Here is a 16,051-nt window from a genome sequence, read left to right as displayed (position 1 = left end):
CAAAATGAAAAGGAAAAATACGCTTTCCCTGAGTTTCGACACCCTCCGGCTGGATGGGGGCTTGTTGTTGCCGGATATTCTGGAGCGGGCGGCACAGGGCAAACTCAGTAGCCAACAGGCGACGGATTACCAGATTCCCAAAGGGTTGAAGTTACAGGACGAGTACAGCCGCTCATTCCAGATTGCCCGTGCCCAGTGGAAGGCGTTCAGTGCGCAACTGGAGCGCAAGGATTTGGATGCGCAAGCCGTTACCCAGCAGTTTGTGTTGGAACTGTTGCGCGATGCCTTGGGTTATCGGGAGCTGGAAGTACAGGCTGAAGGCATCACGCTGGAGGAGCGTCATTACCCGATCCCGCTGTCGGCGTTTGGGCGTGTGCCGGTAGTGATTGCGCCGCATACGCTGGGCTTGGATGAGGCAGCCGAATGCTTTGCCATTGTTGGGGGTGGTAGCCGCAAGAAAAGTGCGTTCCAGTTAACGCAGGAATTTCTCAACGCCAGTGAAGGCTGTTTGTGGGGAATGGTCAGCAATGGGCGGCAACTGCGTTTATTGCGGGATGCGGCTACGTTGACACGCCCCAGCTTCCTTGAATTTGAATTGGCGACGATTCTGGAGGATGAGCGTTACCCGGATTTTGCCGCGTTGTGGCGGTTGCTGCATGGCAGTTTGGCGGGTAAAACGGGGGCTGTGAGTGAGGATTGCCACTGGGAACACTGGCGTAATGAAGGTTTGCAGGAAGGAACCCGTGTTCGTGAAGGTTTGCGTAAAGGTGTGGAAGAAGCACTGCTGACCTTGGGACAAGGCTTTCTGGAAAACCCTGCCAATGAACAACTGCGCTTGGACTTGCTGAAAGGACGCTTGCGCACACAGGATTATTACCAGCAGTTGTTACGTTTGGTGTATCGGCTGATTTTCCTGTTCACGGTGGAAGAACGCGGCTTGTTGCAGCCTGAAGTGAAGGATGTGACGGCAGAACAATTGGCGGCACGTAAAGCGTATGCGGATGGCTATTCACAAAGCCGCTTGCGTAGCCGTTGTATGCGGCGGCGGGCTTATGACCAGTACCATGATTTGTGGGATGCCACGCGGGTGGTGTTCAGAGGCTTGGCACGGGGTGAAGCCTTGCTGGATTTGCCCGCGTTGGGTGGCTTGTTTGCTGAGCAGCAATGTGTGGCACTGGATGCGGCAACCTTGAGCAATGCGGCTTTGCTGACGGCAGTGAAGCATTTGCGTTGGAGCAACCGCAGCGGGCAACTCGCGCCCGTGGATTACGCTAATATGGCTTCTGAAGAAATGGGGTCGGTGTACGAGGGCTTGCTGGAACTCGTGCCAGAGGTGGATGTTCATGCGCGGCGGTTTGATTTTGTCGGGCGCACATTGGCAGGTTCGACACAGGGCAATGCCCGCAAGTTGTCGGGGAGCTATTACACGCCGGATTCATTGGTGCAGGAGTTGATCAAAAGCGCATTGGAGCCGGTGATCAAGCAACGCTTGGCGGCGAATAAGGCGTATCCGGTGGCGGCTATCCTGTCTATCAAGGTGATTGACCCGGCTTGTGGGTCGGGGCATTTCTTGTTGGCGGCGGCAAACCGCTTGGCGCAGGAGTTGGCGGAATGTCAGGCGCAGGATGGCGTGGTGACACCGCAAGCCTACCGTCATGCCTTGCGTGAAGTCATCAGCCATTGCATTTATGGGGTGGACAAAAACCCGCTGGCGATTGAGCTGGCGCGGACTGCTTTGTGGTTGGTGGGGTATGAGGCGGGCAAGCCGCTGTCTTTTATTGACCACCATATCCGTTGCGGGGATGCGTTGCTGGGGGTGCTTGATCCGGTGATTCTGGAAAAGGGTATCCCCGATAAGGCTTACGATGCGCTGACGGGCGATGACAAGGAAGTGGTCAAAGCCCTGAAAGCCGAAAACAAAAAGGCATTGAAGCTGTTTGAGGAATCCGCCCAGTCTGACCTGTTCAACAAGTCGATGCGGGTGGAGGCGTTTGGCAAGCTGGATGAATTGCCGGATGGTGATTTGGGTGAGGTGGAAAGCAAGCGGCAAACCTGGCAGCAGGAACGGCAGTTGATCCGTGCCAGTTTGGCGCAGCAGTTAGCTGATATGTATGTGGCGGCGTTCCTGATGCCCAAAGTCAGGGACTATCAGGCACAGATGCCCATGAGTGGCTATTTTTGGCATGTGTATCAGGGGCATGAGCCGCTGGGGAAAACACCCGACATCATTGATGAATTTTGCCAGCAGGCGCAGGTGTTCCATTGGTGGTTGGAGTTTCCGCACATTCACGCGCAAGGTGGGTTTGATGTGGTGCTGGGGAATCCGCCGTGGGAACGCATTAAGCTACAGGAGCAGGAATTTTTTGCCAACCGTAGCCCGTTGATTGCGGAGGCGCAGAACAAGGCGGAACGGGAACAGCGTATCCAGTGGTTGAAAGACGGGATGTTGTCGCATCATTTGCGGGGTGGGCAGGGTGATCCGAGTGTGCTGGAGCGGGGCTTGTACCGTGAATTTCTGGTGGCACGGCGGGGGGCTGAAGCGGCGAGTGTGTTTGCCCATGATTCGGGGCGGTATCCGCTGACGGGTGTGGGGGATGTGAACACGTATGCCCTGTTTGCGGAAACCATCAGCCAGTTGCTGATGCCACAAGGTCGGGCTGGATTTATCGTGCCGACGGGGATTGCTACCGATGACAGTACCAAGGATTACTTTGCGCACATTGCCCAATCAGGGCGATTAGCAAGTCTATTTTCCTTTGAGAATGAAGAGTTTGTATTTGCATCAGTTCATCATGGTTTTAAATTTTGTATTATTACGATTGCAGGCATGAATGGAATCAAAGAGCCTGCTCAGTTTGTACATTTCGCTCGCCAAACTAGTTATATTTATGACTTCAATCGCCGATTTACTCTTTCGCCAGAAGAATTCCGTCTAATCAACCCCAATACCAAAACTTGCCCAGTTTTCCGTAGCCAGCAAGATGCGGAACTTACCAAAAAGCTCTACCGTGCTGCACCCGTGCTGATTGAAGAAGGCGAAGTAGATAAGAATCCTTGGGGCATTCGGTTTATGGCGATGATGCATATGTCAGCAGATAGTCATTTATTCCGTAATCATTATTCGGCAGGATTGTTGCCGCTGTACGAAGCCAAAATGATCCACCAGTTTGATCATCGCTGGGCTACGTACTATTTCGATGAAAATGGTGAGTTGGATTCACGGGATTGTTACACGGTTGAAAAAAATGATTCAAATTACTCGCCACGCCCACGCTATTGGGTAGATGAACGGGAAGTATTGGCACGGATTGCTGATGTACCCAATAAATTGGCACGCGCTTGGCTCAACCGTGATAGTAAGGCGATGGAATTGGAGTACGCCCACTGGTTGGCGGGTGAGCTAACACGTCATGAGTTGGAAGCGGGTTTACCCAGTATCAAAGCTATCCAACAAGCCGAATTACACCTGAAAGAGAGTTATCGTTGGGCTTACTCTGCATTGGCTGCTAATAACGAAACAGGAAAAAAAGCTAATGCCCTCTGGTCGAAATGGGCAAAAGCCAATGAAGGCAACGTTTTAGTTAATCAGGACTTATCTGCCCTGCAAAGCATTTGCTCTAATACAGACTTAGACATTCTGTTAGACAATTGGATGGACAGTCGTAGCCCGCGCTGGCTAATGGGCTGGCGAGATATTACTAATTCGAGTAACGAGCGAACGGTGATTGCATCGGTTGTACCAAGAGTAGGAACAGGCGACACATTTTTGCTTATGTTTCCCGACCGCTCTTATGGTTCGCGTTTGGCTTGTTTGCTGGCTGACCAATGTAGCCTTGTACATGATTACATTGCACGCCAGAAAATTGGTGGTACACATCTCAAATATCACGTCAAAAAGCAGATTCCGGTATTACCACCAGAGTATTACACATCCGCAGATTTGGGTTTCATTTTGCCACGTGTATTGGAACTCACCTACACCACGTATGACCTGAAAGATTGGGCTGCTGATTTGAGTTATCACGGTGCGCCGTTTGCATGGAATGAGGAGCGTCGTGCTGAGATTCGGGCGGAATTGGATGCTTACTACGCCCGGTTATATGGGCTGGAGCGCGATGAGCTGCGTTATATCCTCGATCCTGCGGAGGTGATGGGTGAGGATTATCCGTCTGAAACTTTCCGGGTGTTGAAGAATCGGGAGATCAAGGCGTTTGGGGAGTATCGGACGCAGCGGTTGGTGTTAGATGCGTGGGATCGGTTAGAAGTTGCCGAAATTAGTGGGCTACCGTATCAATCATTAGCATTCCCTCCTCCGGGCGAATATGGACTATCTCGACATACCTCACCTTTTGCCACGGACTGCGATGCAGAGTTTGCGGGCTTTATTTATACCTTAGTCAAAATCAGCCAACCCCTTGAATGGCGGAAGATAAGCGAAGCTGTAGCCTTACTGCAACTTTCCAATCAATTGCTTTCTCAAGTGGAAGCTGAATATCAGTCCTTGTTTGCCAAATACAGAAGATTAGCCGACTCTGCTAATACACTGAATAGTGTTATACGTAGTTTTGAACATGCTCATGTTTTTGAAGTAAAAAGAAATGGGGATGAACGGATTTTTCGTATCAAGGGAAATCCTTTAAACGGCGTTATCCTAAACGATGACATTACGCTATTTACATCGCAGATATTAGCCTTTGCTAATAAATCAGTATCACATGACGAAGTTGGTGGTAAGTTTACCGAAGTGAGACAAGCATAAGGATGGTTTAATGATGAATGACTTCTACGCTGATTTAAAAGTTAATGATGCTCCTCCTGACTTATGGGTCAGGTATCTTGCCCTCTATGCCGAAGAGGGACAAGAGCCAACCCGAACCATAGAGCTGCGTAGAGGGGTCAATGTCATCTGGGCGCATGAACCTCAACCCAAAGAGGCAAACAGCCCGTCAGAACTCAGTGGTTTAGACAGTGCTGGACATGGCGTAGGAAAAACTTCATTTTGCTTGTTATTGAGGCATTGTTTATGTGACACCAGCAAAGCAATTGAGCAATTGAAAGAAATATTGGAAGTTGAATTCCCTAAAGGCGGTGTTGCTGCCGTTGTCTCAGTGGCTGGGGAAGACTGGACTGTTTACAGACCATATGCAAAAAATCATCACAGTTTTGCGTTACATGGCAATCGTTTAACTGAATTATTTACAGATAGTGCCAATAGAGCTGAGTTTGGAGATTATGAAAAAAACCTGTCGAACCAGTTACTCAAAAACATCAAGCCAAAAGTAATCCCTTCCACAGGGCAATCTATAAAATGGAAACAGATACTGAGTTGGTTGACTCGTGATCAAGCTGCCCGTTTCGCCAGTTTTTATTCTTGGCGGGAAGGTGATGGAACTGGATTGAAACGCCAGAAACTAGACCCACCAATCTTGTTTCGTGCGATACTGGGAATTATTTCAGAGTTAGAAAATGATTTACTTATTGCGCAACGAAAAGCTGAAGATGAGAAGAAGAATAGTGAAGAAAAACTTGAAGAGCTAAGAAAAAAACCAGAATACCTTGTTGCGCACATAGAAAAATCATTAAGAGAATGGGGTGGATTTCCTGAGAACATTCCATTTTATAAAGGTGATCTTTTAGAGATTGATGTCATCAATAGCATCAATAATCAATGCTTGCAATTAGAGTCTTCTAATCATGGCATTGAAGTAAAAATAACTGAATTAGAAGAATTACAAGAAAACCTAGTATTGAAAAAGAAAAATGCAGAAATTTATAGAAATGGCTGCAAACTCGAATTTGAAAAAATCAACGCAGTTATTGAGCAAAATATCAATGCTTTTAATGAGGCTAAAAATAAAAAAGAAAACTTATTAAATATGCAAGACTTCTGCCCAGTTTGCGGTCTCCTGTATAGTCAGTGTGAACATGTTAAGGAAGAAGCTGAAAAAATTGATATAAAGGCAAAAAGAGATCAACAAAACTTTTCAACCCTTGCTGGAGAATATGCGAAAAAATTGCCGGATGCCAAAAGTAGACTTCTTGATGCTGAAAATCATTATACTACTGCCAATAATGATCTTGCTGGCATGAGAGGAGAAATAACCAAGAAAAGAACAGCAATTATAAATAATAAAAATAGAGCTGCTAATGCAAGAGAACTTATCAAAAATTACGGCTACTGGAAAAGCGAGTTCAATTCAAATAAAGATACTTCGGAAATAAAATTAGCTCTAGCAGCACTTAAAGAGAAAAAAGACAACACTGAATCTCTATCTCTTAAGCTCCTTCAGGCCAAAGATCAAAGAACGGAAAGAGAAAAAATTCTTTCTGACATATTTGATGGAATGGCAAAAAACCTACTTGGAGATCAGGCATTTGGATACGTCGATGGTGACAGGCAAGATTCTCCCTTTATTTTGTCAGTTCAGGGTGGTGAAGCCTATAAGGTTCTGAGCGTGCTTTTGGGTGATTATGCCGCTCTAATCTTTTCAACAATACAGCGTTCTGGCTTTCCGGGGTTTCTCTTGCATGATTGTCCCCGCGAGGCTGACATGAGTGAGGGTCTGTACCACCACGCACTTGATGTGATGCGTCTTTTTGAACAAAAGTGTTACAAAAATACTGAGGCAGGTTTTCAATATATTTTTACGACTACTACGCCACCACCTTCGGCACTTCGAGAGTCGCCTTATTGTGTACTTCCACTAGCACCTGATGATCCGCATAAAATGTTATTTCGGCGGCGTTTTGGTGGAATCAGTAACAATGAAAGGCTTGATCTCCAAGTTAAAAAAAGCAGCATAGAGGATGCCTAAAATGGACGAAAAAAACCACCCCATGCAAACGGAAGCCACCCTCGACACCGACTTGATGGCGCGTATCCGTGACATCTGGGAAACATCACGCCAACAAGCTATCCGTTCCGTCAACTCGGCTCATGTGTGCGCCAACTGGCTAATCGGCAAGCAGATTGTCGAAGCCGAACAAGGCGGCGAACAGCGGGCAACCTATGGCAAAGCCCTGTTGAAATCCCTCTCCCAACAACTGACGGACGAATACGGCAGCGGGTTTTCGGTGAGTGCCTTGCAATACATGCGGGCATTTTTTCTCGCTTACCCCACCCTCATGGAGATTCAACACGCAGCGCGTGTTATTTCTGTGGGAGTCACCACACCCGCTCAGGAGGCGGATTGGCAACCGGGAAAACTCCACACCGCGCTGTCATGGACGCACTACCGCATCTTACTGAAAATTGAGCGACAAGAAGCCCGCCAGTTTTACGAAATTGAAACCATCCGTAACGGTTGGTCAGCACGGCAACTGGAACGTCAAATCAGCTCCCTACTGTTCGACCGCTTACTCAAAAGCCGTGACAAGGAAGGGGTCATGCAACTGGCGAATCAGGGTTTGCTAGTCACCCGTCCACTCGATGTAATCAAAGATCCGTATGTGCTGGAATTTCTCGACTTACCCGAAGCCCCGCAATGGCAGGAAAGCCAACTAGAACAAGCCCTGTTGTCACAATTGCAGGATTTCTTGCTGGAACTGGGCAGTGGTTTTGCCTTCGTCGGGCGGCAAGTACGCCTAACGCTGGATGGCGACCATTTTTACCCTGATATGGTGTTCTACCACGTCAAACTGAAATGCTACGTCGTCATTGACCTCAAACTGGGTAAGTTAAATCATGCAGACTTGGGGCAGATGCAGCTCTACGTGAATTATTATGACCACGACATTGCCAATGCCGATGACAATCCCACGATTGGCTTGATTCTGTGCAGTGAGAAAAATGATGCCGTGGTGCGCTATGTATTGGGCGATCACAACCAGCAAATCTTCGCCAGCCGCTATCAACTGCACTTGCCGACCGAAGAACAATTGCAGCAAGAATTACAGCGTGAGCTGGATAAACTGACGTTGCCCAAGCCTGACGCATGAACATCCTCGAACGCACCCGTATCGAAAAAACCGCCTTGGAACACGGCTGGGAAAACATCATCACCAGTGACGACATGGCAGTGCTGGCGGGGTCTGCCAGACATCATGCTCAGGCAACGATTACCCGTCCAACCAGTCGTGAATGGCACGTCACATTCAATAAACCACTGCTGACTAAAGAAGTGGCACGTGATTATCCGCTGACAGATGCCATCACCTTCAGTGTCAGCGCGTCTGACCAATTAGCAGGGCTGCTACGCCGAGCGGCTGAACTTGCCTCTGCCCTACCCAATCAAGCCGCCGAGACCTTCCATGCCCGCCTTCAGCGTGAGCTGGCAAAAGTTAAGGACACTGGCACTGAAGTCGAGCGTTTGGTCAAGCAGCGGGTGGGGCAGGATACCTTCCGTGAAGCCCTGCTGGATTATTGGGGTGGAGCTTGCGCCGTGACAGGTATTGCCATCCCGGAAATGCTACGCGCCAGCCACGCCAAGCCGTGGTCTGAGTGTGAATCCGATGAAGAACGGCTGGATGTGTTCAACGGTTTCCTGCTATCAGCCAATCTGGATGCCCTGTTTGATCGTGGGCTAATCAGTTTCGACGCTGACGGAAGGTTGCTGGTCAGTAGCCAGATTTCAGCACAGCAGCGTAGCTTGATTGGATTGGCGGATACCTTGGTGCTGCGTTGGGTTGCAGCGGAACACCTGTCTTACTTGGCATGGCATCGACAGTTTTTGTTCAAAGCGCCTCATGTGCCTTACACAACACAGGTTTCGTGTACATGACCACCTACGCCGTCCTCGACTTTGAAACCACCGGCATGTCCCCCGACTGCGGCGCATGTCCCACCGAAATCGCCGTCGTACTGGTGCGTGACGGGCAAATCCTCGACCGCTACCAAAGCCTGATGAATGGCAACATCTGGATTCCACCTTTCATCCAGTCCCTGACTGGCATCACTAACGCGATGGTGCGCAAAGCCCCACCGATGGGTCAGGTGATGAATGAGGCTATCGAATTTGCCGCCGATTACCCGCTGGTAGCCCACAATGCCTCCTTTGACCGCAAGTTCTGGGATGATGCTTTGGAACAGCAGGGCAAGGAACGGCAACAAGAATTTCTCTGCTCCATGTTGATGGCGCGGCGAGTGTTTCCCCAAGCACCCAACCACAAGCTGGGCACGTTGGTGAATTACCTGCGCCTCCCCATGACCGGGCAATTTCACCGCGCTTTGGCGGATGCAGAAGCGACAGCCCACCTGTTCATCAAGATGCAGCAGGTGATACAAGATAAGCTCAAGCTCCGTGAAGTACATTGCAGGCATTTGCTGGCAGTACAACGGCAAAAGATTGGGACATTTTAGGTTTTACCATGCAACTCGACTTCACCCCCATCATTGCCCAAGTCTTCACAGGCTTCTTCTGGCTTTTGCCATTATTTCTGCTGATTGCGTTCTTCAAATCCGTCCGCTTCAAAGGTGCAATGGGCGAATGGGCTGTCAATCTGGCTTCCAGTCTTGCCCTCAACAAGCATGATTACCACTTGATCAAGGATGTCACCTTGCCGACAGAAGATGGCGGCACAACCCAGATTGACCACATCATTGTGTCCCGCTACGGTATTTTCGTGGTGGAAACCAAAAACATGCAGGGCTGGATTTTTGGTGGCGAACAGCAGCCAACGTGGACACAGAAGCTTTACAAACAGTCGTTCAAGTTCCAGAACCCACTACGCCAGAACTACAAGCACCTGAAAACACTGCAAGCCTGTCTGGATGTTGAGCTAAAACACCTGCATTCGGTGATCGTGTTTACAGGGGATTGCACCTTCAAAACGGAGATGCCAGCCAATGTGGTGCGTGCGGGTGGCTATATCCGCTACATCAAGTCGATGACTGACGTGATGTTGTCGGAAACACAAGTCCAAGAATACATTGCCGCCATTGAAGCAGGCCGCTTAGCACCCTCCCTTGCTACCCGTCAGGCACATATCCAGCACCTCAAAAGTGCCGCATCCAAAAATCCCACGACACAACCCACATGCCCTCAATGCGGTAGCCCGATGGTGATGCGCGAAACACGCAATGGCCCGAATGTGGGCAAGATGTTCTGGGGATGCCCGCGTTTTCCGGCTTGCCGGGGAATGCGTAATATGGGTGGTTGATGGTAACTCCCCCCAGAACATTTACCCCACAATCACATTCCCAAACGGCGGTTCCGCCCGCCCCGCTACGCGCAGTTGCACTGCCACCACTTCCTTCGCTCGGATGTATTTGAGGGTATCTTTGCCGAGGCGTAGCTTGGCAGTAGCCATCTGCCAATGGGAGGGGTGTAGCCCTAAAATCAGGGTAGCCCCGACATTGGTGAGGAAGCTGTCCGGGAAATCCGTGGGACTTTGGCTGGCGCACCACAGCCCAATCCCAAACTTACGGGCTTCACGGGCAATGACGTTGATAATGTCGCTGCTGTCTTTGCTGAAGAACTTGTGGGCTTCGTCCAGAAAAATCACGTGGCGCAGTTGCGTGCCGCTGTTGGTGGCTCCGGCTTGTTTGTGGCGTTCAAAAATGGCACGCAGGCGCAATTTCACCAACAGGATTTGTTGTTCGTCGGTGAGGGCTTTGAGCTGGTGTACCCGTGCTGGAGCGTTTCCAAACGGTGGCGGGTTGGCGCGGAATATCCCGGCAGCATTGAGCAGTTCCAGCCGTTGCAACACACTGGCTAAGGTGTCGGCGGAATCGTATTTGAGCATATCCTCCAACTCACGCCCACTTTGCATGGCTTCGATGAAGGCGGCATAGCTGCTGGTGCAGTGTTCTTTACTGCAAGTGAGTTGTTTACCCAGTTTGTCGAGTTCATCATCACTGCTGGCCTTGGCGTATTTGCCTTGCAGGGCATTGAGGCGTTTGTAGTGGCGGGTGAGCTGTTCCAACGCGCTTAAACACTTGTTATCACCGCCCAAGGTGAGTGCGGTGAGTTTGCGCTTACCGTAGCTTTTGAGGTCATCCAGCGTGGGGTAATACTGTTTGAGGGCTTGCCAGTTGCGGGCATCGGTGAGTTGCTTGCGCACGCTTTCGGTGATGCTGTTGCGTTGCCATGTGCCGGGGTTATCGGGGTAAATGCCTGCCAGTGCGTAGGTATCCGCCAGCAGGTTACGCAATACCATTGCCTGCTTTACCCCGAATTGCGGGGAAACTTCATGGATTAAGCCCAGCAGGTATTCGATTTGGCGGTTAACCCCACCGGTATGCGGGTCGTTGTCCAGCTCCAGTGGGTTGTAACCGTAGCCGGTGGCTTGCGAGTAACGGCAGGCGTTCGCACCGGGGATGCCGTGCAGCTCGTCATGCACATCAAACACATCGACTTCAATACCGGCTTGCACCGCACTGGCTAACAGCCGTAAGGATTGGTACGACTTGCCCGTGCCACTCATCCCACACACCAATAAATGCGCGTTGATCAGGCGTTCCGGTTCGTAGTGAACGGGATACTCTTGCTGCTTTTGACGCAGGTGGTATTCGGATAGGCCGAGGTAATGTTGCATGGCATATTGCATGGCGTGTTGCACGATTAAAGGTATTTCTTGAAGTAACCGACTGCCAAGCGCAGTGATAACCCCACCAGCACTAACGCGGGTGGAATCACCCAGCGCGGGTCAAGTGGCATTGGTGGTAACAGGTAGAGCGTCCACACCGCCAACAGGGTGTAGTTGAAAGCGTGTTTGGCATGGTGGTAAATAAACCCCGATTCACGCCCGACACTGGTGCGGCGTTTGTACCAAGTCAGCAGGCCATCGGCGAACATCGCCAACGCCACTAACCCAAACAACGGTGCGGACAGTGCCAGTACCGCCAAGCGTTGGCTAAACAACAACACGCCGATGTAGGCAGTTTGGATTTGATCCCGAAAGCCCGTTGCCAGACCTTGCCCAATATCCGCAGCACTTGCCGTGCCGCTGTCAGCGACGGGGTACAAGCCCAGCATCAAAAACTCATGCAAGCCTGTCCACACGAAAGTAGGCTGGTACACCCATGCCTGTACTTGCTGGATGAAGGCTAAGCCTTGCGGGTTGGATAATCCGGCAATGAGCTGGGTTTCGGTGTGCAGGTTGTGTTGGAATACTGCCACACCCCGTACCGCAGGCCAAGGCCAGTACACGTACACCAAGTCCACCATGAGTGCGCCTAAAAACACCAGTATGAACCACTTCACGTACCATAATGTGCCGGTGATGTTTTCCATTAGCTATCCTCCCCCAAGCGTTCGGTGCGTACCCAGCGGATAATTGCCTGCATGTCTTTGGGTAAGAGCGGATCAGCACCGGCTAACGGCAGGCGTAGCTTAAACAGTTTGCCACCATCCAATAGCGCGAAGGCTTGCCCCTTGGGTAACTGCACTAAATCGGCTGGGGTGAGAATGTCGGTCTCGGCTTCGGTAATGCGGTCGGAGTTGCTGGAAGTGAACTCCACCCCGGAACCCGGTTCACTGCTGTCAGTAGCGGCGGATTGCGCGGTTTTGGTGTAAATGCGCACTTTGGCGAGTTGGTCGGTGAGTACCGCAGCGGTTTCTTCGTTTTTGACCCGCAGCATAATCAGGGTGTTGAGGTTGCCCTGAATTTGTCCGGCTTTGGGTTTCTCACCAATCCCTGCCTCGATGTCGGATGCGGTTTGGGTATAGGCGGTGACTTGCACCCCGGAACCACCGGCTTTATTGAGCAACGGGATGAATTCATTGCCGACCAGTTCATTGAATTCATCGGCATGAATCGCGATCTTGGCACGTTTGTGTCCTGCCAGTTCTGGTAAACCCAAGTTATCGCCGTGTTTGTACAATTGTCCCGCGATGGAAGTTAAATCCGCAAACATCGAGTTGCCCACCGCGCCTGCCACTTCCGCATCCGATAACGCATCCAGCCCCACATACACCACACCACGCTGACGGATGACTTCCATCCAGTCGAGTATCGGGCGTTTGTCATTGCGGTCGCCGTAGTGGGGAGCCAGCAGTTCCCCGGATTTGCCGGTGGTGAGTTTTTCCAGTAGCGGCAACAGCGAGGCGGTGAGTTTGTCAAAATAGGTTTTGTCGTATTCAAACGCGGAACGCAAGCCATCCGCCACCGGATCGTACAAGTCCCGCGCTTTGGCGAATTGGGTGTAGGCAATCGCTTTAAAGTCACGGCTTTTGAGTGCCATTGTCAGTGACTTGGGGTCGATGTTCTGCGCAATGGTATTGACCTGTTCACGCCAGTTTTCAATACCTTCGCGCTCAAACCAAAAGGCGTAATATTCCATCATCAGCGGTTCAATGTTGGTGACGTAACGCGCAATCGCGCTGTAATCCGGTCGCCGTCCCAGTGCTACCAGTGCATTGGCGACAATGTTGGTGAAACGCCATGCAAATTCCTTGAAGGTGGCGGAGTTACCGGAGCCGGGTAACTGCCCTGCAATCCGTGAAGCCACTTCCGTGACCCGCCCGAAACTGCCCACCGGGTTGTAGCGTTCGGAGATCTCAGGAAAGCCCAAGTGGAAAATGTGGAACTGATCCACGCGTCCGGCGCGTTTGCACTCTGCCCACATCCGTGCCAGCAGTTCAGTGTCGCCCTTGGGGTCAAACACCACCACAATCTCACCCCGGCGGATGTCTTGCGTTACCAGCAATTCCGCCAGCCGGGTTTTGCCGACGCGGGTTGTGCCTAATACCAAGGTGTGCGCTACCCGATCACCCAGATCAATCCATGTATCGCGCTCGTCTTCCACGCCAACACCGTGCAAGGCCGGATCACCGCCTACCGGTGGTAACGGTTTGAGGGTATTCCACCAGCGGGAACGGCGGGTCAGGTTGGTGAGCCATTGCATCCGTGGACGGTGTTCGTAGCGTAGCTCCATTGCTCTTGCCCACTGGTAGAGCTTACCCGGTTGTATCCAGACGCGCCCTTCGGGGGAACGCGCTTCGACCAGCCGTTGGCTGTGGGTTTGTGTCCACTGGAAACCTTTACCCAAAAACAGTTTGTGACGCGACAACGGAATCTCATCCGCATCCAGCACGTAATGCGGCAGGCGTTTGAGGTTGGCGCGGTATTGCAGGATGTGCCAGCCCTGCCAAAAGCGGTACAACGCCAGTAGCACCATGCCCAACCCTGCCCACACCGCGATTCCCGGCATCAGCGGCGACCATTGCCCCGGTTGCAGGATCAGCACGGCGGCAATCCCCAGCAGGATCACCGCTACCCATAACTCCACCGCAGGGCGTAAGCGGTTATCGAAAATGCGTTGGCTCATGGGGGGTTCCCATTGAGGTTATTAGGCAAAGACAAGGACTTATTCGGGGTTGGCAGGTAAGCAACGCCCAGTGTCTCTAGCGGATTGGAGATCAGGAAACCGCGCACCATGCCGGATTTCTTTTCACCACGAACGTGGTACAACCAGATATTGCTGTCGTTGGGAGCGGGTTTGTGTAGCTTCAATTTGGTGAAGCGTTTTTGCACGTAATCCCAGTTATCCGGGGCAAACAGCTTAAATGCCCGTGGACTCACCAGCAGCACCCCTTCTTTGACAGTGTGCAAGAAAGCTTCGGTGGTGTTGACCGGGTGTTGACCGGTGCGCAAACCTTCGGATAACCAATGCAGAAAGCGTTCGCCGGTATCATCGCTGTCAGGGTTGCCGGTGGCTTCCGGGAGACACACCTTGGTAGCAGGAACGGCTTGCTGAGATGCGGGAGCGACGGGAGTGGATGGTTCTGGTGTCGGCTGTTGGATTGTCGGCGGTAGCAGATCGGCATCCTCACCCCACGGTGATGTGCTGGCAGCCGCATCCTGTTCTGCATCGGTCGATGCATTGGCTGTTGATGCTGGAGCAGCTTCCGGCACGACTGTTTGATTTGTTGGAGCAGGTGCGGCTTGTGTGGGTGCTGGAGCAGGTGATTTGCTTACCTTGGCTTCGCCGTCTTTGGCATTGGGTGTGATTGTGCCTTCCAGTTCCTTGGGGAATTGTGCCGGATCAGCCCATAAGGTGTTGGCAGGTATCCGCAGCAGCGTGAAACTTTGTTCCATTGTCCCGGCTTTGACCGTGGCGTTCCAGATCGCTTGCCCTGCTACCGTGGGGGTGAGTATGCCGTGCTGTTGCAGTTCGTCCATGAGGCGGTCATTGCGGGATGGGATACCGGTTTGGCCTTCTTTTTCCAGATGGTTGCGCAGCTCATCCAACACCCGTTTGCTGACCAGCCACAAGCTATCGCCGTCAAAGAACCCGGCAGCACCGGGGCGATTGAGGGGAATCTGGTTGTCATCCAGCAGGAAGCGCAACCTGGTCAATAAACGCTGCGACAGCGGTTTGGCTTTGGCGGTCGGGATTTGTTGGGTGTGGATCGGACGGCTACCGGATAAATCATCAGCCACCGATTGCCTATCAGCTTCAGTGACGATTTGCCCCAGCACACCGGCTACCTCGTCTTGCCCGGACAGGTAGCCCAGCCATGATTTGAACACACCGGGGAAATCTTGTTGCAGCCACGAGAGTGCGGCATCCGGGGTGAGTTGCCTTGCCAGCAACGGTGGCAGCAGCTCGTGGGTACGGTATTGGCGGTCACGCACAAACTGTACTTGGTAATAGCCCGATTGCAATGCGCCTTGCAGCGGTTGCCAGTAGGTGTGGGTATCCTGACCGTTGGCATTAAACAGGCGGAGCCTTTGGTCACTGCACGGCTTGCCCACGTCGTGTAACAGCGCGGCACTGGCAATCGCAAATGTCCATGCGTGCTGCTGTTTATTCACGTCTTCGGCAGCCGCACCGGGGGGCAGCATCTTGCCCTTACGGAATTCGAGTGCCAACTTCATCACTTGCAGGCTATGGGTGAGCATTCCCCCTTGGGCGCAATGGTGGTGGGCTTCAGAGGCCGGGGTTTGCTGCACAAAGGCGGCAAAGTTATCCAGCAACGGCTGATAAAGCGTGCGCCAGTAATCATCCGGCACACCACACAGTTTATGAATGTGGGTGATTAACGGCATGTGCGGTTGTAACAGTTGGGCAGCAGGCAGGATCGGCCACACCCCGACTGGCAAGACCGGCACGACAGTAGTAACGGGCGTGGAGCGGTTACGGCGAAATAGCCAAGCGAATAGCATG

General features: G+C 51.8%; 10 protein-coding genes. 6 read left to right on the top strand and 4 right to left on the bottom strand.

From position 1 onward, the window contains the following. Nucleotides 1–4 precede the first annotated feature (4 nt). From J9260_RS06615 to J9260_RS06590, 6 genes are read left to right on the top strand one after another with little or no spacing between them, the layout of a single operon-like run. Nucleotides 5–4,759 (top strand): Eco57I restriction-modification methylase domain-containing protein, encoded by a 4,755-nt coding sequence (locus tag J9260_RS06615; RefSeq protein ID WP_210220230.1) that lies wholly within the window; start codon nucleotides 5–7, stop codon nucleotides 4,757–4,759. A 10-nt stretch (nucleotides 4,760–4,769) separates the two neighbouring features. After that, entirely contained in the window at nucleotides 4,770–6,815 is a 2,046-nt protein-coding gene (locus J9260_RS06610; RefSeq protein ID WP_210220229.1) for a coiled-coil domain-containing protein, read from the top strand. Nucleotide 6,816: 1 nt separating this feature from the next. After that, nucleotides 6,817–7,938 carry a PDDEXK nuclease domain-containing protein gene (locus J9260_RS06605; RefSeq protein WP_246499665.1) on the top strand — a complete coding sequence of 374 codons (1,122 nt, stop codon included), beginning with the start codon at nucleotides 6,817–6,819 and terminating at the stop codon, nucleotides 7,936–7,938. After that, the gene (locus J9260_RS06600; RefSeq protein WP_210220228.1) at nucleotides 7,935–8,720 is read left to right on the top strand and encodes an HNH endonuclease; all 786 of its coding nucleotides are present in this window, start codon (nucleotides 7,935–7,937) and stop codon (nucleotides 8,718–8,720) included. The genes J9260_RS06605 and J9260_RS06600 overlap by 4 nt, the downstream gene beginning before the upstream one ends. After that, on the top strand, nucleotides 8,717–9,298 hold the full coding sequence (locus J9260_RS06595; protein ID WP_210220227.1) for a 3'-5' exonuclease: 582 nt from the start codon (nucleotides 8,717–8,719) through the stop codon (nucleotides 9,296–9,298). The genes J9260_RS06600 and J9260_RS06595 overlap by 4 nt, the downstream gene beginning before the upstream one ends. 8 nt (nucleotides 9,299–9,306) lie before the next feature. Beyond that, the gene (locus J9260_RS06590; protein WP_210220226.1) at nucleotides 9,307–10,098 is read left to right on the top strand and encodes a nuclease-related domain-containing protein; all 792 of its coding nucleotides are present in this window, start codon (nucleotides 9,307–9,309) and stop codon (nucleotides 10,096–10,098) included. 21 nt (nucleotides 10,099–10,119) lie between these two features. Here the strand turns inward: J9260_RS06590 and J9260_RS06585 are convergent, their stop codons facing one another. The 4 genes from J9260_RS06585 to mobH are packed head-to-tail and all read right to left on the bottom strand — an operon-like array spanning nucleotide 10,120 to nucleotide 16,050. Beyond that, complete coding sequence (locus J9260_RS06585; protein ID WP_210220225.1) at nucleotides 10,120–11,487, bottom strand: ATP-binding protein; 1,368 nt, start codon at nucleotides 11,485–11,487, stop codon at nucleotides 10,120–10,122. Nucleotides 11,488–11,501: 14 nt separating this feature from the next. Continuing rightward, the gene (locus J9260_RS06580) at nucleotides 11,502–12,173 is read right to left on the bottom strand and encodes an IncC plasmid conjugative DNA transfer DtrJ family protein (RefSeq protein WP_210220224.1); all 672 of its coding nucleotides are present in this window, start codon (nucleotides 12,171–12,173) and stop codon (nucleotides 11,502–11,504) included. After that, nucleotides 12,173–14,209, bottom strand: a complete 2,037-nt coding sequence (gene traD, locus J9260_RS06575) for a type IV conjugative transfer system coupling protein TraD (RefSeq protein WP_210220223.1) — start codon at nucleotides 14,207–14,209, stop codon at nucleotides 12,173–12,175. Before traD ends, J9260_RS06580 begins: the two co-directional genes overlap by 1 nt. Continuing rightward, complete coding sequence (mobH, locus tag J9260_RS06570) at nucleotides 14,206–16,050, bottom strand: MobH family relaxase (RefSeq protein WP_210220222.1); 1,845 nt, start codon at nucleotides 16,048–16,050, stop codon at nucleotides 14,206–14,208. The genes traD and mobH overlap by 4 nt, the downstream gene beginning before the upstream one ends. Between the last annotated feature and the right edge of the window lies 1 nt (nucleotide 16,051).

This window comes from Thiothrix unzii, from assembly GCF_017901175.1.
GTDB classification, from domain to species: Bacteria; Pseudomonadota; Gammaproteobacteria; order Thiotrichales; family Thiotrichaceae; genus Thiothrix; species Thiothrix unzii.
Note: the sequence above shows the minus strand (reverse complement) of the source record. Positions and strands in the feature narration are given on the sequence as shown.